At 72.0% G+C, this 18,568-nt stretch carries 18 protein-coding genes; 5 read left to right on the top strand and 13 right to left on the bottom strand.

Annotated elements, in window-relative coordinates; all coding sequences use genetic code 11:
- Positions 1 to 164: 164 nt before the first annotated feature.
- The 5 genes from cbiE to ACIHCX_RS21270 all read right to left on the bottom strand — a co-directional run bounded on the left by cbiE (position 165) and on the right by ACIHCX_RS21270 (position 5,003).
- Positions 165 to 1,373: a precorrin-6y C5,15-methyltransferase (decarboxylating) subunit CbiE gene (gene cbiE / locus ACIHCX_RS21250; protein ID WP_400031640.1), complete on the bottom strand. Its 1,209-nt coding sequence runs from the start codon at positions 1,371 to 1,373 to the stop codon at positions 165 to 167.
- Positions 1,374 to 1,503: 130 nt separating this feature from the next.
- Positions 1,504 to 2,142 (bottom strand): GNAT family N-acetyltransferase, encoded by a 639-nt coding sequence (locus ACIHCX_RS21255; RefSeq protein WP_400031642.1) that lies wholly within the window; start codon positions 2,140 to 2,142, stop codon positions 1,504 to 1,506.
- A gap of 176 nt (positions 2,143 to 2,318) precedes the next feature.
- The gene (locus tag ACIHCX_RS21260; RefSeq protein ID WP_400031644.1) at positions 2,319 to 3,161 is read right to left on the bottom strand and encodes a MetQ/NlpA family ABC transporter substrate-binding protein; all 843 of its coding nucleotides are present in this window, start codon (positions 3,159 to 3,161) and stop codon (positions 2,319 to 2,321) included.
- A 61-nt stretch (positions 3,162 to 3,222) separates the two neighbouring features.
- Positions 3,223 to 3,960, bottom strand: a complete 738-nt coding sequence (locus ACIHCX_RS21265; protein ID WP_400031646.1) for a methionine ABC transporter permease — start codon at positions 3,958 to 3,960, stop codon at positions 3,223 to 3,225.
- Positions 3,957 to 5,003: a methionine ABC transporter ATP-binding protein gene (locus tag ACIHCX_RS21270; protein ID WP_400031648.1), complete on the bottom strand. Its 1,047-nt coding sequence runs from the start codon at positions 5,001 to 5,003 to the stop codon at positions 3,957 to 3,959. Before ACIHCX_RS21270 ends, ACIHCX_RS21265 begins: the two co-directional genes overlap by 4 nt.
- A 608-nt stretch (positions 5,004 to 5,611) precedes the next feature.
- Between ACIHCX_RS21270 and ACIHCX_RS21275 the strand changes: the two genes are divergently transcribed.
- Both ACIHCX_RS21275 and ACIHCX_RS21280 read left to right on the top strand, forming a co-directional pair.
- Entirely contained in the window at positions 5,612 to 5,971 is a 360-nt protein-coding gene (locus ACIHCX_RS21275; protein WP_400031650.1) for a hypothetical protein, read from the top strand.
- Positions 5,952 to 6,404 (top strand): hypothetical protein, encoded by a 453-nt coding sequence (locus ACIHCX_RS21280; RefSeq protein WP_400031652.1) that lies wholly within the window; start codon positions 5,952 to 5,954, stop codon positions 6,402 to 6,404. The genes ACIHCX_RS21275 and ACIHCX_RS21280 overlap by 20 nt, the downstream gene beginning before the upstream one ends.
- A 22-nt stretch (positions 6,405 to 6,426) precedes the next feature.
- Here the strand turns inward: ACIHCX_RS21280 and ACIHCX_RS21285 are convergent, their stop codons facing one another.
- Positions 6,427 to 6,924 (bottom strand): GNAT family N-acetyltransferase, encoded by a 498-nt coding sequence (locus tag ACIHCX_RS21285; protein WP_400031654.1) that lies wholly within the window; start codon positions 6,922 to 6,924, stop codon positions 6,427 to 6,429.
- Positions 6,925 to 7,151: 227 nt separating this feature from the next.
- Entirely contained in the window at positions 7,152 to 8,375 is a 1,224-nt protein-coding gene (locus ACIHCX_RS21290) for a glycerophosphodiester phosphodiesterase (RefSeq protein WP_400031656.1), read from the bottom strand.
- A gap of 319 nt (positions 8,376 to 8,694) precedes the next feature.
- Between ACIHCX_RS21290 and ACIHCX_RS21295 the strand changes: the two genes are divergently transcribed.
- On the top strand, positions 8,695 to 9,456 hold the full coding sequence (locus ACIHCX_RS21295; protein ID WP_400031658.1) for a lysophospholipid acyltransferase family protein: 762 nt from the start codon (positions 8,695 to 8,697) through the stop codon (positions 9,454 to 9,456).
- A gap of 39 nt (positions 9,457 to 9,495) precedes the next feature.
- Here the strand turns inward: ACIHCX_RS21295 and ACIHCX_RS21300 are convergent, their stop codons facing one another.
- The 5 genes from ACIHCX_RS21300 to ACIHCX_RS21320 form a co-directional block, all read right to left on the bottom strand.
- On the bottom strand, positions 9,496 to 11,007 hold the full coding sequence (locus ACIHCX_RS21300) for an MFS transporter (RefSeq protein WP_400031660.1): 1,512 nt from the start codon (positions 11,005 to 11,007) through the stop codon (positions 9,496 to 9,498).
- A complete protein-coding gene (locus ACIHCX_RS21305) occupies positions 11,004 to 11,570 on the bottom strand; it encodes a TetR/AcrR family transcriptional regulator (RefSeq protein WP_400031662.1) in 567 nt (188 codons plus the stop codon). The genes ACIHCX_RS21300 and ACIHCX_RS21305 overlap by 4 nt, the downstream gene beginning before the upstream one ends.
- A gap of 111 nt (positions 11,571 to 11,681) precedes the next feature.
- Positions 11,682 to 12,653, bottom strand: a complete 972-nt coding sequence (locus tag ACIHCX_RS21310; protein ID WP_400031664.1) for an aldo/keto reductase — start codon at positions 12,651 to 12,653, stop codon at positions 11,682 to 11,684.
- A 142-nt stretch (positions 12,654 to 12,795) separates the two neighbouring features.
- Complete coding sequence (argH, locus tag ACIHCX_RS21315; RefSeq protein ID WP_400031666.1) at positions 12,796 to 14,223, bottom strand: argininosuccinate lyase; 1,428 nt, start codon at positions 14,221 to 14,223, stop codon at positions 12,796 to 12,798.
- Between the two features lie 149 nt (positions 14,224 to 14,372).
- Entirely contained in the window at positions 14,373 to 15,566 is a 1,194-nt protein-coding gene (locus ACIHCX_RS21320; protein WP_400031668.1) for an argininosuccinate synthase, read from the bottom strand.
- Between the two features lie 159 nt (positions 15,567 to 15,725).
- On the opposite strand from ACIHCX_RS21320, the gene ACIHCX_RS21325 reads away from it, so the two are divergent.
- Entirely contained in the window at positions 15,726 to 16,313 is a 588-nt protein-coding gene (locus ACIHCX_RS21325) for a pyridoxamine 5'-phosphate oxidase family protein (RefSeq protein WP_400031670.1), read from the top strand.
- A 3-nt stretch (positions 16,314 to 16,316) separates the two neighbouring features.
- Complete coding sequence (locus ACIHCX_RS21330) at positions 16,317 to 17,015, top strand: L,D-transpeptidase (RefSeq protein WP_400031672.1); 699 nt, start codon at positions 16,317 to 16,319, stop codon at positions 17,013 to 17,015.
- Here ACIHCX_RS21330 and ACIHCX_RS21335 read toward each other — a convergent pair.
- Positions 17,002 to 18,540, bottom strand: a complete 1,539-nt coding sequence (locus tag ACIHCX_RS21335; protein ID WP_400031674.1) for a sensor histidine kinase — start codon at positions 18,538 to 18,540, stop codon at positions 17,002 to 17,004. The two genes, ACIHCX_RS21330 and ACIHCX_RS21335, sit on opposite strands and share 14 nt — an antisense overlap.
- Positions 18,541 to 18,568 lie beyond the last annotated feature (28 nt).

Raw genomic sequence — 18,568 nt, forward strand, 5'->3', positions numbered from 1 at the left:
CGACGGCCCGCTGTGGACTGCGCCACGTTGCGCGTTCTCCGGGTCTGCCGTACCACACCCGCCCTGAATCGGGTGGGTTTTCCGGACATTGACGAACGAACTTCCGGACCACCCGGTGCGGTGCAACAATCGGCCAGCCTACCGCGAGCGGTAGGACAACCCGATCACGGGGCGCGCTCGGGCAGCACGGCACTGAGCAGAAACACGACGCTGCGCTCCGTCTCCGTCCAGGCGCGCGTGTCGAGCGCGACGGACTGGAGCAGGGCGCACTCGACCCGGTATCCGTGCTCGGTGAGGTCGCGGCCGACGAGTTCGGCCTCGTCCCGGGTCGCGGCATGGGCGACGATCCGCTGCGGACGCCGGTCGGCGACCGCGGAGACCACGGCCACTCCCCCGCCGCCGACGCGGACGACGTCCGGTTCGGGCAGATTCTCCAGAATGTGCGGGGCGGTGCCGTGCACCACCTGCGTCCGGACTCCGAAGCGCTGCGCGGCCGACTCGGTGCGGGCGCAGGCCCGTGCGTCCCGGTCGACGGCGATGACGGCGGCGCCGCCGAGCGCGGCCTCGGTGGCGAAGGCGCCGCTGCCGCAGCCGATGTCCCACACGAGGTCGCCGACCCGCGGTCCGAGGCGGGCGAGTTGGGCGGCCCGGAGCAGCTCCGTCTCCCCCTCGCCGAGCCCGCCGCCGTAGACCTCGGCGGGCTGGGTCCAGCCGCGCGGCCCCTGGCCGGGGTCGTGCCCGGCGATCCACTCGCCGCCCTCGCCGCCGCTCCGGCCGCCGATGACGATGACGACGTTGGGGTCGCGCCAGGTGTGGTCGGCGGCCTTGTCGGAGGTGACGACGGTGACCTGCTCGCGCTCGGTGCCGAGCTCCTCGCAGATGACGAAGGTGCGGTGGACGCCGTCCAGGAGGAGGCCGAGTTCGGCGGGTCCGGCACCGGGGGCGGTGAGCACGGCGACCTTGGCGTGGGCGCGGCACACGTTGACCGCGCGGCGCAGGGTGCGCTTGTGCGCGACGACCACCTGGGCGTCGTCCCAGGGCATCCCGGCGCGGGCGAAGGCGGCGGCCACGGAGGAGACGGCGGGGACGACCTCCACCTCCAGGCCGAACTCCGGTGCGCGCAGGGCCCGTACGACTCCGAAGAAGCCCGGGTCGCCGTCGGCGAACACGACCGCGGTGCCGCGGTGGGTGGCGATGCGGCGGGCGGCGAGGGGGACACTGCCGAGTCGGACGCGTTCGGCGGTGCGCGGTACCTCGGGCAGCGCCAGGTGGTGGGCCGCGCCGGCCACGAGGGTGGCGGCGCCCAGGGCGCCGCGCGCCGCGTCGGTCAGCGGCGAACCGTCCCAGCCGATCACCGTGACCCGGTCGGCCATCGTCGTCAGTCTCCAGGATTGCGCAGGTCGTGGGGGTGCGGACGCCCGAGAGCGTGTTCCGCGAGCGTACCCGGTGGAGCTGTCCGGTGCGCGGCGGGGCGGGGCGGGTGCGCCCGCGGGTCGCGGCGGCTCAGTTCCATTCCGAGAAGGACGTGTAGCCGCAGGACCCGGCGAGCTGTTCGCCCGCGCCCTCCAGGTCCTCCGGCAGCAGGCTCCACACGATGAAGTCGGTGCGCAGGTCGGTCCACGAGCCGTCCTCGGTGCGGACGTGGGCTATGCAGGCGTTGCGCAGCACGCCCTCGCTGATGCAGCCGATCTTCTGGGCGACCTGCTGGGAGGCGGTGTTGTCGGCGGCCGTGCGCAGCTCGATGCGTTCGAACTTCTGGTCGCCGAAGAGCCATTGCGCGGTGGCGAGCGCGGCCTCGGCGGCGTAGCCCTCCCCGCGCGCCCAGGGTGCGACGATGTAGCACAGTTCGGCGGACCGCACGTGCCAGTCGGCCTTGGTCAGCTGGACGATGCCGACCAGCCGCTGGGTGAGGAACTCGGCGACGGCGAGGTCCAGACCCCGGCCGGCGGCGCGTTCGGCGGGGGCGTACTCGTCGACCCAGGTCCGGGCCCCGTCCTCGGTGAAGGGCTGGGGGACGTCGGTCCAGGCCGCGACCTGCTCGTCGTTCATCATCTCGGCCAGCGCGGGTACGTCGTCCTCCTCGAGGGGACGCAGCACCAACCGCTCCGTGCTGATGGAGATGTTGGGGAAGGTGCTGTTCATGCGCCGCTCCGTAACCGTCGGAAGAACCTTCAGGGCCCTGCTGAACTGCCCAGCATGCAGCATGAAAGCACTGAACCGCACCACGGGGTCCTCCCCCACTGCCGGAACGGCGTGGGGGTGCCCTCACCCGGTGAGGGCGCGGACCCCGTGCGTCGTGCAGGTGCCGGTCGTGCGGATCAGAACGCCGGGACGACCGCGCCGTTGTACTTGTCCTCGATGAACTTCTTCACCTCGGGCGAGGTGAGCAGCTTGGCCAGCTTCTTCACCCGCGGGTCGTTCTCGTTGCCCTTCTTCACGACGAGGATGTTGGCGTACGGGTTGCCCTGCGCGGCCTCGGCGGCGATGGCGTCCTTGGCCGGGCTGAGCTTGGCCTCCAGCGCGTAGTTGCCGTTGATCACCGCGGCGTCGACGTCACCGAGGGAGCGCGGCAGCTGGGCCGCCTCCAGCTCCTTGAACTGGATGTTCTTCGGGTTGGAGGTGACGTCCTTGGGGGTCGCGTCGTATCCGGCGCCGGCCTTCAGCTTGATGAGGCCGTTCGCCTCGAGCAGCTTCAGCGCGCGGGCCTCGTTGGTGGTGTCGTTGGGCACCGCGACGGTGGCGCCCTTCTTCAGGTCGGCCAGCTTCTTGACGCTCTTCGAGTACACGCCGAGCGGCTCCAGGTGCACCGCGCCGCCCGGCACCGGCACCAGGTCGGTGCCGTTCTTCTTGTTGAAGTCGTCGAGGTACGGCTTGTGCTGGAAGTAGTTGGCGTCGAGCTGGCCCTGCTGGACGGCCGTGTCCGGGGTCACGTAGTCGGTGAACTCCTTGACCTCCAGCTTCAGGCCGGCCTTCTTCGCCAGGTGGTCCTTCACGTAAGTGAGGATCTCGCCCTGCGGGTTGGGGGTGGCGCCGACCGTCAGCGCGGCGTCGGTGTCGGCCTTGGCGGAGCCGGAGCCGGACTCCGAGCCGCAGGCGGTGAGCCCGAGGGTGAGGGCTCCGGCGGCGAGGACAGCAGCGGCGATCTTGGTGGTGTTACGCACGAAAAGTGCCTTTCCTTGGGTGGTGCGACCCCTTGAACGGGGAGTCTGGGGAGGAGGGGCTTCAGGCGGCCTTGCCGGCGCCGGCGGTCGCGGGCTCGCCGGCCTTCAGCAGCCGCAGCTTCGGCGCCGGGCCGGAGCGGCCGGAGCGGCGGTCCAGTGCGCGGGCCGCGAAGTCGCCGGCGAGCTGGATGGCCGAGATGACCACGGCGAGGATCGCGACGGTGATCCACATCAGCTGGGTCTCGAAGCGCTGGTAGCCGTAGCGGATGGCGATGTCGCCGAGCCCCCCGGCGCCGACCGTGCCGGCCATCGCCGAGTAGCCGATGAGCGTGACGACCGTGGTCGTGGTGCCGGCGATCAGCGAGGGCAGGGACTCGGGTACGAGGACCTTGCGTACGACGGTCCAGGTGTTGCCGCCCATCGCCTGGACGGCTTCGACCAGCCCGCCGTCCACTTCGCGGACGGAGGTCTCGACGAGCCGGGCGAAGAAGGGGATGGCGCCGATGGCCAGCGGCACGATGGCGGCCTCGCGCCCGATGGTCGTACCGGTGACGAAGCGGGTGAAGCCCATCAGGGCCACCATCAGGATGATGAACGGCATCGAGCGGGTGATGTTCACGACCTGCCCGATCACCTTGTTGGCGACGACGTTCTGCAGCAGCCCGCCCCGGTCGGTGAGGACCAGCAGGACGCCGAGGGGCAGTCCGCCGACGACGGCGACGAGCGTGGACCAGCCGACCATGTAGAGCGTGTCCCAACTGGCCTGGGACAGCAGCGGTTCCATCTCGGACCAGGTCACTTGGCACCTTCCTTCACCAGCACCGGCTGCCCGGCCGGGTCGTGGTCGACGACGTCGATCTGCAGGCCCTGTTCGCGCAGGAAGCCGATGGGCACCACGTTGTCCTCGTAGCGGCCGGGGAGTTCGATGCGCATCCGGCCGACCTGGAGGCCGCCGACCGTGTCGATGGCGGCGCCGAGGATCGAGATGTCGATGTTGTACGTGCGGGACAGCTGCGAGATGACGGGCTGGGTGGCGCTCTCGCCGTGGAAGGTGACGTCGAGGACGGTCCGGTCGTCGCCGGAGGCCTCCCCGCCGACCGGGAAGAGCGCGGCGGCCAGCTCGGAGCCCGGGGTGGCGAGGAGTTCGCTCACCGTGCCGGACTCGACGACGCGGCCGTTCTCCATGAGCGCCGCCGAGTCGCAGACGGACTTCACGACATCCATCTCGTGCGTGATGAGCAGGACCGTCAGGCCGAGCTGCCGGTTCAGGTCGCGCAGCAGCTGGAGGACGGAGCGGGTGGTCTCCGGGTCGAGGGCGCTGGTGGCCTCGTCGGACAGCAGCACCTTGGGGTCGCCGGCGAGGGCGCGGGCGATGCCGACACGCTGCTTCTGGCCGCCGGAAAGCTGGGCGGGGTAGGCCCGGGCCTTGTCGGCGAGACCGACGAGGTCGAGCAGTTCGAGCGCCCTGCGGGAACGTTCCTTCCCCGAGGTGCCGAGGATTTCCAGCGGCAGTTCGACGTTGTCCTGGACGGTGCGCGAGGACAGCAGGTTGAAGTGCTGGAAGACCATGCCGATCCGGCTGCGCGCCCGTCGCAGCTCCTTGCCCGCCCGGTGGCCGCGGCCGGCCAGGGCGGTGAGGTCCTGTCCGGCGACGGTGACCGTGCCGGAGGTGGGGCGCTCCAGCAGGTTGACGCAGCGGATGAGCGAGGACTTGCCGGCGCCGGACTGGCCGATGACGCCGTACACCTCGCCCTCGCGGACGTGCAGGTCGACGCCGTCGAGCGCGGTGATCTCGCGGCCGCGCGAACTGTAGACCTTGGTGAGGCCCGATGTGGTGATCACGTGGGTTTCCGTCACTGTCGAGTGCGCGGCGCGTCGTGGACGCCGGGCACGGCATTCATGGTCGGGGGGCGCCAGAACGCGGCACAGCTCTCGCAGAGGTGCTCAAACCGGGAGAAACGTGTGCGCGGGGGGCGTGGCTCGGCCGCGGGCGCCGGGCGGACCGGACGCGGGTGCGGACGTGCGCGGGCTCTCGCTTCGGGGCGCGAGGCTCAGCTGGTACAGGGGCCCTCTAGAAGGCGCACATTCGACGTACAGGACACATACAACGAGCACCGGGCGGGACAGTCGCCTCGGTCGCAGGGGTGCGGTCGCTCGTCGTGGTCATGCGGTCAGTAAACCAGAGACGCAGGGACCGGAGGCCATCGCTGTCCACATGCCGGACACGCATGGACAGCTGGAAATGCGGCACGGACCTGGGGTTTCGCGCCCGTGACCAGTGCGGACAAGGCCCTCGGGCGTCGGTCCGCGCGGTCGAGGCGGGTCCGGGGACCGGCGGACTGTGGCCAACGCCACGGCGCCGCACCCGGGGAAGCGGCACCGGCGGGCGCCGGGTCCACGGAGCCGGGCCGGGCGCGGCGGGACGTAACCCCCGTAATAAGGTCGGCGGCATGCTTGATGCCCTGACGCTGGTGACCGGCGTCGCCGCGCTGCTGCTCGCCGCCTGGTGCGGCTGGGCGGCCTACCGTGACCAGCCCACGAAGGACTGGCACTTCATCGGCATGGCCCTGGTGTCGCTGCTCGCCCTGGTCCAGCTGGTGGTCGGGGTCGTGGCGCTGGCGCGGGGCGAGAAGCCGGCGCAGGGCACGACGATCTTCGTCGCGTATCTGCTGGGAGCCTTCGCGTGCGTCCCGGCGGCCGGGCTCATGTCGCTGACCGAGCGCACCCGCTGGGGTTCGGTGACGGCCGCGGCGGGCGGCGTGGTCCTCGCGGTTCTGGAGGTGCGGCTCTATGACATCTGGGGAAGGTGAGAGGAGCGCCATGGAGGAGAAGCCGGCCGGGGCGCGGCTCATCAGCGGTCCGGGCATCCTGCTGGTCTGGCTGTACGGCGTGATGGTCGTCGGCGCCGTGTCGCGCTCGGTGTACCAGATCGCCACGGAGTTCGACCGGGCGCCGCTCGCCTACTCGCTGTCCGCGGTCGCCGGAGTCGTCTACGGCTTCATCACGTACTCGCTGGTGCGGGGCGGGGAGAAGGCGCGCAGGGCCGCGCTGGCGTGCTGCGTCGCCGAGCTGGCGGGCGTGCTGACGGTCGGCACGTGGACGCTCCTGGACCAGTCCGCGTTCCCCGACGCGACCGTGTGGTCGGACTACGGCCGGGGCTACGTCTTCATCCCGGTGCTGCTCCCGCTGTCGGCCATGTACTGGCTGCGCAGGGCGCGGAAGCAGCAGCCGCAAGCAGCCTGATCCGGGTCCCGACCGCCGGCAGCTACGCGGTCGCCGCGTAGCTGCCGTCCGGCTTCTCCAGGATGATCATCAGTACGCCGTCGGTGCCCTGGGAGGTGCCGACCGCCTGGTAGCCCACGCGCCGGTACAGCCGCAGGTTTCCCTCGCTGCGGTGGCCCGTGTGCAGCCGGAACCTGGTGGCGCCGCGCTCCCCGGCCAGCGCGGCCTCGGCCGCGCGCAGCAGCCGGGCGCCGATGCCGTGCCCCTGGAGGCGCGGGTGAACGCAGAGCTTGCTGATGAGGGCCGCACCGTCCTCGGTCACCCGGCCGCGCACCGAGCCGACCACCTCGTCGCCGAGCCGCGCCACGAAGACGCAGTCCTCGGCGAGTTCGTGACGGATCGAGTCGAGGCTCTCGACGAGCGGGTCGATGCGGTAGTTGCCGTACAGCGCGGCCTCACTCTGGAAGCACAGGTACTGCAACCTGAAGATCTGCTCCGCGTCCTGTTCGGCCGCCGCAGAGATGGTCACGCTCATGCCCATGTGCGCACGCCTCCCGCTCACTTGATCGCCGGTCGTCCTTCACTCCTATCCCCGCGCCGCGCGGGCCGCAACCTCCCGTTCGGTCAACTTTTGCGGGCATTCCGGACAACTAGGACCTTCCAGGCCCGTGTTGCCCTGTGAGATACCCAACTCACCCCAAACGCCACGGCCGTCCCGGCGCGGGCTGCCGGTACGGCCGTGGCGCGCCCCGAACGGGGCGGCGGGGTTCAGCGGTTGCGGTGCGGGCCGCTCAGGAAGTCCTCGCGGGCGAGCAGTCCGGCGTCGGCGTTGTCGGTGAAGATCCCGTCGATGCCGGTGGCGAAGTAGGCCTGGAACACGCCGAAGACGTCACCGTAGGCGTCGGCGGCGGTGCCCTTGCGGAACGCGGGCGGCAGGAACGGGTTCTCGTTGCGGACGGTGTAGGGGTGCAGGATCAGGCCTGCGGCGTGCGCGTCCCTCACGAGCGTGCTCGGCTTGGTGAAGTTGCCGTCCGCGTCCTTGGGGATGACCAGGTCGACGGTCGGGCCGATGCCCTGCGCGTAGGAGGCGATCTCCTTCAGGCCCTTGGGCGTGATCAGGTCGGCGACCGTACGCGGATCGCCCGCCTCGACGAAGTCCCAGGGGCGGCTCGGCGCGTCCGACAGCAGCACCACGAGCGGATTGCCGACGAGCCGGTGCAGCCGCTGGACGCTGCCCGGTTCGAAGGACTGGAGGATCACCGGGGAGTCCTTCTTGTCCTTGCCGTACTTGCGCAGCAGCGCGGCGATCCGCTCCTCCAGATCGAGGCCCAGCTTGCGGAAGTACGTCGGGTGCTTGGTCTCGGGGTAGATCCACACCTGCCGACCGCGCTTGCGGGTCTGCTCGTCCTGCCACTTCAGGACCTCTTCGAAGGTGGGGATCTCCCAGCGTCCGTTGTAGAGGGTGTTGTGGGGGCGGTTGGCCGGGATGCGCTCGACCGCACGCAGCGTCTTCAGCTCGGCGAGGGTGAAGTCCTCGGTGAACCAGCCGGTGGTGGGCACCCCGTCCAGGGTCTTGGTGGTCCTGCGGGCGGCGAACTCGGGGTGGTCGGCGACATCGGTGGTGCCGCCGATCTCCGGCTCGTGCCGGCACACGAGGTGACCGTCCTTCGTCGGCACCAGGTCACCGGCCTCGACGACATGGGCGCCGAGGTCGAGGGCCAGGTCGTAGGAGCCGAAGGTGTGCTCGGGCCGGTAGCCGCTGGCGCCCCGGTGGCCGACGATCGTCGGCACGGGCAGACTCTTCAGCCCGCCGCTCTTCCGGCCATCGCCCTGCTGCCCGCCGCCCTGCCGCCCGCCGGCTGCCGCGCCCCGGGCGGCTCTGGCCGCGCCGGGCAGTCCGAGGACCGCTCCGCCCGCGCCCAGCACCGCGGCCCCGAGCACCGCCCTGCGTCCGGTGCCGCGTCCCTGCTCGTCCGACTCCCGCGTACCCATGACCGCCTCCTGGTCTCGTGTCGTCCGTGCGCGCCGATCGTAGGGGGGTGCCGGTGACGGACGGGAGGCCGCGTGGCGAACACCGGCGTGACGCCGGGTGTCGCCGGAGGCCGTACGGGACACAAGGGGCGCCGTCCGCCGGACGGGTGACGGCCCGTCGGCATGTTCCGGCCCGGCCCGGGAAGGCGCACTCAGGGCCTTTCGCTCTGCGCGGACGGCGAGCGACCTCCATCACACCGTTCCGTTCGGGTGACCGGGGCGAAACGTACTCCGTCGCAGGTAAACGTATGTCAACAGTGTGTAAGAGGCGGTGAGCCCGATGTGCATTCGGCCCCGGGCCGCGAGTATCGTCCTCACCTGCACAGACTCATACTCAATCCCTCGACATCTCCAGACACCGGAGGGCCCGTTGTCCCGCTTCGCGCTCATCAAGGCAGTGCTCGGCCCGATCATGCGCCTGATGTTCCGCCTACGGGCGGAGGGCGCGGAGCGGATTCCGGGCGACGGCCCGGTCATCCTGGCCGGAAACCACCTGACCTTCATCGACTCGATGATCCTGCCGCTGGTCTGCGACCGTCAGGTCTTCTTCATCGGCAAGGACGCCTACGTCACCGGGAAGGGCCTCAAGGGCCGGCTGATGGCCTGGTTCTTCACCGGCGTCGGCATGATCCCCGTCGACCGTGACGGCGGCCGGGGCGGTGTGGCCGCGCTGATGACCGGCCGCCGGGTGCTGGAGGAGGGCAGGATGTTCGGCATCTACCCGGAGGGCACCCGCTCCCCCGACGGCCGCCTGTACCGCGGCCGCACCGGCATCGCCCGGCTCACCCTGATGACCGGGGCGCCCGTGGTCCCGTTCGCCATGATCGGCACCGACAAGCTCCAGCCGGGCGGCACGGGTCTGCCCCGGCCGGGCCGCGTCACCGTCCGCTTCGGCGAGCCGATGGAGTTCTCCCGGTACGAGGGCATGGACCGGGACCGGTACGTCCTGCGGGCCGTGACCGACTCGGTGATGGCGGAGGTCATGCGGCTGTCCGGGCAGGAGTACGTCGACATGTACGCAACCAAGGCAAAGGCCGCGTAGGCCTCCGGCGGCCGGGGTTCAGGGCCTTCGGCCCTCCGGTCAGAGCTTCTGGCCCTTCAGCAGGAACCACGCCGCCAGTGCCGTGGCCAGCAGGACCGCCGCTCCCGCGCCCGACGCCAGGTGCAGGCCGTGGACGAAGGACTCCCTGGCCGCGTGCAACAGGGCCGCGGAGGTGTGCGCCGGCAGACCCGCCGCCGCCTCGACCGCGCCGCCCAGCGACTCGTGGGCGGCGGACGGTGTGCCCGCCGGGCCGGTGAAGCCGCGGTAGACGCCGGTCACGATGGAGCCCAGCAGGGCGATGCCGAGGGCCGCGCCCAGTTCGTACGCCGTCTCGGAGACCGCCGAGGCAGCGCCCGCCTGCTCCTTGGGCACGCTGGAGAGGATCACGTCGGCGGTGACCGTGAAGGAGAAGCCGGCGCCGACGCCGACCGCCAGCAGGGCCGTGCCCAGCAGCGGGTAGCCGGTGCTCACGCTGAGGGTGGTCAGCGCGGCCAGCCCCACTCCGATGGCGGCCAGCGAGCCGGAGACCACGCCCCGCACCGAGAAGCGCCGGGCCGCCCGGCCGGCGACCAGTCCGGCCGCCACCGCGCCCAGAGCGGCCGGCAGTTCGAACAGGCCCGCCTCGAACGGCCGCCTGCCCTGGACCAGTTGCAGGTACTGGGAGAGGAAGAACACCAGGCCGGACATGCCGAGCACGGTCAGCAGGTCGGCGAGGACGGCGCCGGAGAACCCCCGGTTCCGGAAGAGCCGTATGTCCAGCAGCGGCTTCGGCAGCAGGAGCTGACGGCGCAGGAAGCCGTACAGCGCGGCCGCGCCCAGCAGTCCCGTGGCCAGGGCCGGCCAGGTGAACCCGCGTGCCGCGGCCTCCTTGACCGCGTAGACGACGCCGACCACGCCGACCAGTGACAGCACGACGCTCGCCAGGTCCCACGGGCCCGGGTCGGGGTTGCGGGACTCGGGCAGGGTCCTGATGCCGACCAGGACGAGGACCGCCATCACGGGCAGGTTGATGAGGAAGACCGAGCCCCACCAGAAGTGCTCGAGCAGCAGGCCGCCCACGATCGGGCCGAGGGCCGTGCCGCCGGAGGCGGTCGCGCCCCAGATGCCGACGGCGAGGCTGCGCTCGCGCGGGTCGTGGAAGAGGTTGCGGATCAGGGCGAGCGTGGCGGGCATCAGGGTGGCGCCCGCGACGCCGAGCAGCGCCCGGGCCAGGATCATCAGTTCCGGCGTGGTGGCGTAGGCGTTGAGCACGGAGACGGCGCCGAACGCGGTGGCACCGCCGAGCAGGATGCGCTTGCGGCCGATGCGGTCGCCGAGGCTGCCCATGGAGACGAGCAGGCCGGCGATGACGAAGGAGTAGACGTCGCCGATCCACAGCAGCTGGGTGCCGGAGGGCCTGAGGTCCTCACTGATGAAGGGGGTCGCGAGACCGAGGACGGTCGCGTCGACGGCCACCAGCAGCACGGCGAGCACGAGGACGGAGAGCGCGAGCCAGCGGCCCGAACGCTGCTCCACCTCCGCCGCGCGAGCCGGCTGCAGGGTGCTGGTCATGATTCCTCGTTCCGTGATGTGTCCGTGCGCAGTGCGCCGCCGAGCAGCAGCTCGGTGATCATGTGAGGGAAGTCCTTGGGGGCGACCCTGCCGCTCAGCACGACGTAGGCGCCGGAGGCGATGAGCCCGAAGAGGGCCTCGGTGAGCCAGGCGGGGGTGAGGTCGATACGGAACTCGCCGCTGAGCTGGCCGCGCCGGAAGACCTCGGAGATGCGCTCGTCGAGCCGGGCCCAGCCCTCGTTCTGCTCCTCGCCCTCGAAGAGCTGGTTCTCCGTGTAGAGGAAGGAGAGCAGCCCGGCCGCCGGCTCGATCTCGCGGACCAGGCGCCGTACGGCGTCGCCGGCCGGCCCCTCCCCCAGGCGGGCCGTGTCGAGGGCGGCCTCGCACTCGGCGATGCCGAGCGCCTCCAGCGCCCTGACGAGCGAGTCGCGTCCGGCGAAGTGGCGGTGCAGCGTGGCCCGGCTGATCCCGGCCGCCTTGGCGACCTCGTCCATGGTGGCGGTGGACTTGTGGGTGAGCAGGGTGGCTGCGCTGCGCAGCACGTGGTCACGATCGACAGCCATGAGACAACAGTAGCCCATGTGAGACATTGATGTCTCACCATGGGCGCGCGTGTCTCACGCTCACGGACGGGAACAGCTCACCTCGGGTGGAAAAAGGGGTGCCGCGGGCGCTCAGTGCCAGGGCAGCTGCCCGCGCCGCTCCCAGTAGGCCCGAGGTTCCTCGGCCAGCGCGTCGAGGCGGGCGAGCTGCTCCTCGTCCAGGTCGACGGCCGGGGCCTCGAGGTTGGAGACGAGCTGACCCGGGGTGGCGGCGCCGGAGAGGACCACTCCCACCCACGGCCTGCGCAGGATCAGGGCGAGGGCGACCGCGTCGCAGCCCAGGCCCGTCTCCCGGGCGACCGCCTTGAGCGCCTCGGGGGCGTACGGCTCGGCGAGCCGCCCGTTGGCCATGCCCTCCTTGACGATCACCGTCAGCCCGGCGTCGTGCGCCTCGGCGAGCGCGGCGGCCGCGGAGGTCTCCAGGGCGTTGTACGTCGACTGGACGGTACGGAAGAGGGGGGCGCCGTCGACCGTCACGCCGAGCGCGGCCCGGACGGTGTCGGCCTGGGCGGGCCCGCTGGTGGAGAAGCCGATCGTGAGGCCGTCCGCGGCGGCCTCGGCGAGCCTGGCGTGCAGTTCCCCGTCGGTGAGCGCCGGGCTGTCCGGGGTCAGCGAGTGGATCTGGTACAGGTCGAGGCGGTCGCCGAGGAGTTCGGCGGTCTCGGCACGCTGCCGCTCGTAGGTGGCGAGGCTGTGGTCCTTGACCTCGTGCCGGTCGGCGTCGGTGGTCCAGTTCGCGGTGTAGGTGTAGCCCCACTTGCTGCCGACGACGACGTCGGCGGCGTCGGGGCGGGCCCTGAGCCACTCGGCGAGGAACTCCTCGGCGCGGCCGTAGGAGCGGGCGGCGTCGACGTAGCGGACGCCCTGCGCGTAGGCGGCGTCCAGGAGTTCGTGGGTGCGCTCGCGCAGGGCGTCGACGGTGCGGTCGGCCGGGAGGTCGCGGTCCCGGCCGAGATTGACGTAACCGGGCCGTCCGACGGCGGCGAGCCCCAGGCCGATGTGGCAGGTGGGCGTCGTGACCGAGGCCAGTCTGGCGAAGGGCATCGCGGGCTCCGTCCGGTCGGTTCCTTACGGCTGTCGACCCAACGTAGCCCGTGATGCCCCGGCAGGCGCGTACCGCCGTTTCCCGGCGTCCGCGGCTTCCCGGTGTCCGCTCCCTCTCGGGGCCGATGCTTCCGGGCGTCCGCTACTTCCCGGCGTCCGCCCACTGGTGCTGCGCCGCCACGTCCGCCTTGACCTCGGCGAGCTGGACGGCGACCGCGCTCGGGGCGGTGCCGCCGCGGCCGCTGCGGGAGGCGAGGGCGCCGGGGACGTTGAGGACGGTGCGCACCTCGGGCGTCAGATGGGCGGAGATCTTGGCGAACTGCTCGTCGGTCAGCTCGTCGAGTTCCTTGCCCTCGGCCTCGGCGGCCTTCACGCACTCGCCGGCGACCTCGTGCGCCACCCGGAACGGCACGCCCTGCTTGACCAGCCACTCGGCGATGTCGGTGGCCAGCGAGAAGCCGGCCGGGGCCAGCTCCTCCATCCGCTCGCGGTGCACGGTGAGCGTGGCCATCATGCCGGTGAAGGCCGGCAGCAGGACCTCCAGCTGGTCGCAGGAGTCGAAGACGGGCTCCTTGTCCTCCTGGAGGTCGCGGTTGTACGCCAGCGGCAGGGCCTTGAGGGTGGCGAGCAGACCGGTCAGGTTGCCGATCAGCCGGCCGGACTTGCCGCGCGCCAGCTCGGCGATGTCCGGGTTCTTCTTCTGCGGCATGATCGACGAGCCGGTGGAGAAGGCGTCGTGCAGGGTCACGAAGGAGAACTCCTTCGTGTTCCAGATGATGACCTCCTCGGCGATCCGGGAGAGGTTCACCCCGATCATCGCGGTGACGAAGGCGAACTCCGCGACGAAGTCACGGGAGGCCGTGCCGTCGATGGAGTTGCCGGCGCTGCCGCGCTCGAAGCCGAGGTCCCGCGCCACCGCCTCCGGGTCCAGGCCGAGGGAGGAACCGGCCAGGGCGCCGGAGCCGTACGGCGACACCGCGGTCCGCTCGTCCCACTGGCGCAGCCGCTCGGCGTCCCGCGACAGGGACTGGACGTGCGCGAGCACGTGGTGGGCGAACAGCACCGGCTGGGCGTGCTGGAGGTGGGTGCGGCCGGGCATGGCCACGTCCGGGTGGGCCTCGGCCAGGCCGATGAGCGCGTCCTGGAGGTCGGCGATCAGGGCGCCGATGATCCGGGCGTGGTCGCGCAGGTACATGCGGAAGAGGGTGGCGACCTGGTCGTTGCGGGACCGGCCGGCGCGCAGCTTGCCGCCGAGGTCGGCGCCGAGGCGCTCCAGCAGGCCACGCTCCAGGGCGGTGTGCACGTCCTCGTCGGCGATGGTGCCGGTGAAGGAGCCGTCGGCGACGTCCGCCTCCAACTGGTCGAGGCCGGCCAGCATGCGCCGCAGTTCGTCGTCCGTGAGCAGCCCCGCCTGGTGCAGCACGCGCGCGTGGGCGCGGGAGCCGGCGATGTCGTAGGGCGCGAGGCGCCAGTCGAAGTGGACGGACGCGGACAGCTTCGCCAGGGCCTCGGCGGGACCGTCGGCGAAACGGCCGCCCCAGAGCCGTACGTCACCGCTGTTGCTGCTCACTTGGGTTTGCTCCTCGGAGATGGCGATGTGCGCGACCGCCTCCCCACCCGTGAGTGAGGAGGCGGCTGTCAGGCTAGTGCGTGCGAGGCGACCCGGCGCCGTGACGCGAGGTCCGCGCCGGGTCGGGCCCGTCGGGGCCCGGTCGGGGCCTAGGCCAGATCGCGCCGCGCGGCGATCTTCGACGACAGGCTGTAGATGTCGATGAAGCCCTTGGCGGCGGACTGGTCGAAGGTGTCGCCGGTGTCGTAGGTGGCGAGGTTGAAGTCGTACAGCGACTCCTGCGAGCGCCGGCCGGTGACGACCGCGCGGCCGCCGTGCAGAGTCATGCGGACGTCGCCGGAGACGTGCTGGTTGGCCTCGTTGATGAAGCCGTCCAGGGCGCGCTTGAGCGGGGAGAACCACTGGCCGTCGTAGACCAGTTCGCCCCAGCGCTGCTCGACCTGCCGCTTGTAGCGGGCGAGCTCGCGCTCGACGGTGACGTTCTCCAGCTCCTGGTGGGCGGTGATCAGGGCGATCGCGCCCGGAGCCTCGTACACCTCACGGGACTTGATGCCGACGAGGCGGTCCTCGACCATGTCGATCCGGCCGATGCCCTGGCCGCCGGCGCGCTCGTTGAGCTGCTGGATGGCCTGCAGGACGGTGACGGGCTTGCCGTCGATGGCGACCGGGACACCCTCCTTGAAGGTGATGACCACCTCGTCGGCCTCGCGGGCGACGGCCGGGTTCTGGGTGTACTCGTAGATGTCCTCGATCGGCGCGTTCCAGATGTCCTCGAGGAAGCCGGTCTCCACGGCGCGGCCGAAGACGTTCTGGTCGATGGAGTACGGGGACTTCTTGGTGGTCGCGATCGGGAGGTTCTTCTCCTCGCAGAACGCGATGGCCTTGTCCCGGGTCATCGCGTAGTCGCGGACCGGGGCGATGCACTTCAGGTCGGGGGCGAGGGCGACGATGCCGGCCTCGAAGCGGACCTGGTCGTTGCCCTTGCCGGTGCAGCCGTGGGCGACGATGCCGGCGCCGTGCTTCTGGGCGGCGGCGACCAGGTGCTTGACGATCGTCGGCCGCGACAGCGCGGAGACCAGCGGGTAGCGGTCCATGTACAGGGCGTTGGCCTTGATCGCCGGGAGGCAGTACTCGTCGGCGAACTCGTCCTTGGCGTCGGCGACCTCGGCCTCGACGGCACCGCAGGCGAGCGCGCGCTTGCGGATGACGTCCAGGTCCTCGCCGCCCTGGCCGACGTCGACCGCAACGGCGATGACCTCGGCGCCCGTCTCCTCGGCGATCCAGCCGATGGCGACGGAGGTGTCCAGACCGCCCGAGTAGGCGAGTACGACGCGCTCGGTCACGGGATTCTCCTCACACTGCATTCGCTGATATGCATGAGTATGCAGAACTCTGCATGGTTCGTCAATCTCGTCCGCGGCGCGTCGCGGCGCCGGGGCGCGCGAGACGCCGGCAGCAATCCTTTAGACAGGCGAACGGCTTTCCCTCGATAATCGCTGGACATGGGAAAGACGTATGAACGCATCGACGGCAGGCTGCGCACGTTCATCGAGCAGCAGCCCCTCTTCTTCACCGCGACCGCCCCGCTGTCCGGCGACGGCACGGTCAACCTCTCCCCCAAGGGCCTCAAGGGCTCCTTCGCGGTGCTCGACGAGCACACCGTGGCCTATCTGGACTTCGCCGGGTCCAACGCCGAGACGATCGCCCACCTGCGCGAGAACGGCCGGATCACGCTGATGTGGTGCGCCTTCCAGGGCCCGCCCACCATCGTGCGCGTCCACGGCCGGGGCGAGCCGGTCTTCCGCGACGACCCGCGCTTCGGCGAGCTCCTCACCCGTTTCCCCGACATCGACCCCGCCCGGCACGGACTGCGCGCGATCATCGTCGTGCACGCCGAACTCGTACGGGACACCTGCGGCTACGCGGTGCCCTTCATGGCGTACGAGGCGGACCGGGATCTGCACGGCAGGCGCTTCGCGCGGGAGGACGACGCCTCGCTGAGCGACTACTTCACCAGGAAGGAGCACGTGGCCACCAGCCTGGACGGACTGCCCGGGCTGCCGTTGCCGCTGCCGCCGTCTACGGTCTGAGCCATGCGCCCCGGTCCCGCCTCGGTCCTCGCCGCCCTCTCCCTCCTCACGCTCGGTGCCGCTCCCGCGGGCGAGGTGCCGCTGCCGGCGCGGATGCGGGACACCGGTGGCGGCACCCAGCTGATCACCGCTTCCGCGGCCCGGACCGGCGCCACGTCGGGCACGGTCACCTGGTGGGACCGGCGCGGCGGACGCTGGGTCCGTACCGGTTCGGCACCGGCCCGGTTCGGCGCGCGGGGGCTCGTCGAGGGGACGGCGCGGCGGCAGCGGACGAATACGACACCGACCGGGCTGTACCCCCTGCCGTTCGCCTTCGGCGTCGCGTCCGCGCCGGGCTGGACACGGCTGCGGTACCGGCGGGTGGGCCCGGACTCCTGGTGGTGCGAGGACAACGGCTCGCGCTCCTACAACCGCTGGACCCAGCCGCGCCCCGCCGACTGCCGGGCCGCCGAGTCCGAGCACCTGGCGGCCCACCCGGGGCAGTACGCGCACGCGCTCGTCATCGGCTTCAACTACACCCGCCCCGTGCGCGGCCGGGGGGCGGGGATCTTCCTGCACGTCAACGGACCCGGGGCGACGGCCGGCTGCGTGTCGGTGCCGCGGGAGGCCATGCGGCGGATCCTGGCGTGGGCGGATCCCGCGCGCCGGCCGCACATCGCGATCGGCACGGCGGGCGGGGCGACCGCGATCAGCCGTTACTGACCTCTGCGCCGCCCGTCGGCAGCCGGACCGTGAAGGCCGTGGAGCCGGGACGGCTGTCCAGTCCGACACCGCCGCCGTGGGCCTCCGTCACGGCCGCCACGATCGACAGGCCCAGGCCGGCCCCGGCGCCGCCGAAGGAGTCGGCGCGGCGGCGGTCGGCCCGGGTGAAGCGCTCGAAGACACCCGGCTGGACCTCCTCCGGCACGCCGGGCCCGTCGTCGTGCACCCGCAGGACGGCCGTGGCGGCACTCTCCGGGTCCGTCCCCCGGTCGGACTCCAGCTCCAGGGACACCGTCACCTTGGTACCCGCGGGTGTGTGCGCACGCGCGTTGGCCAGCAGGTTGGCGAGCACCTGCTGGAGCCGGTGGGCGTCACCGGTCACCGTCACCGGCTCCTGAGGCAGCTCCAGCGTCCAGCGGTGCCCCGGACCCGCGGCCCGGGCGTCCGTCACCGCGTCCAGGACCAGGCGGGTGAGGTCGACCGGGTGGCGTTCCAGGGGACGTCCGGCGTCAAGACGGGCCAGGAGCAGCATCTCGTCGACCATCTCGCCCATGCGGGCGGACTCGGCGGCGATGCGCTCCAGGGCCCGGGTGACCTCGGGCGGCACCGGCCCCGGGTGCAGCAGGGCCAGCTCGGCGTGGCCGCGCACCGTGGCGACCGGGGTGCGCAGCTCGTGGCTGGCGTCGGCGGCGAAGCCGCGCAGCCGCTCCTCGCTCGCGTGCCGTTTGGTCAGCGCGTCCTCGACGTGGTGGAGCATCCGGTTGAAGGCGGCGCCGACCCGCCCGACCTCGCTGCGCGGGTCGGCGCGCGGCGCGCGGGGCGGCAGCGCGACCTCGCCGCTGGCGAGCGGCAGCTCGCTGACCCGGGCGGCCGTTTCCGCGACCCGGGTCAGCGGCCGCAGCGACCAGCGCACCCACAGGGCGCCGGCGACCCCGGCGACGGCCAGGGCCAGCCCGGAGACGGTCCCCGCGACCAGTTCCAGCCGGTGCACGGCGGCCCGCACCGGCGCCATCGGCAGCCCGGTGACCAGCACGTCGCCGTCCCGGCCCGGCCAGGCCGCCAGCCGGTACTCCCCCAGGTCGGACAGGCGCACCGTGTGCCCGTCGCGGTCCACCGGGAGCACGGCCAGAGCCCTGCGGTCGGCGCCGGTGAGGGTGACCTCGAAACCGGGACGGGCCCCGGAGGGGACCACGGCCGTATGGGTCACCGTGCCGCCGAGGAGCCGAGCGCCGAAGGTACCGGCGGCCTGGCGGCGGGTGTCGCCGCGCTCGTCGCCGTCGTGGTCGGAGGGCTTGGTGGGCGTGACGGTGCCGTGCTCGAGGCTCTCCGGGAAGCCCGGTCCTGTCTGCTGGAGCTGCTGGTCGATGCGGCCGGTGAGGAAGCCGTCCAGTTCGAGGACCGCGGCCACGCCGACGGCGGCGCAGCCGACGGCCAGCAGCACCACCAGGCCGAAGGTGAGCCGGGCCCGCAGGGTGTGCGGCCGGGGCAGACGCCGTATCCGCCGCACCAACGCCCGTCGCGCCATCGCCTGTCGCACCTTCGTCCGTCGCGCC

Origin of the sequence: Streptomyces sp. NPDC052043 (genome assembly GCF_044548235.1) — a bacterium.
Lineage (GTDB): Bacteria > Actinomycetota > Actinomycetes > Streptomycetales > Streptomycetaceae > Streptomyces.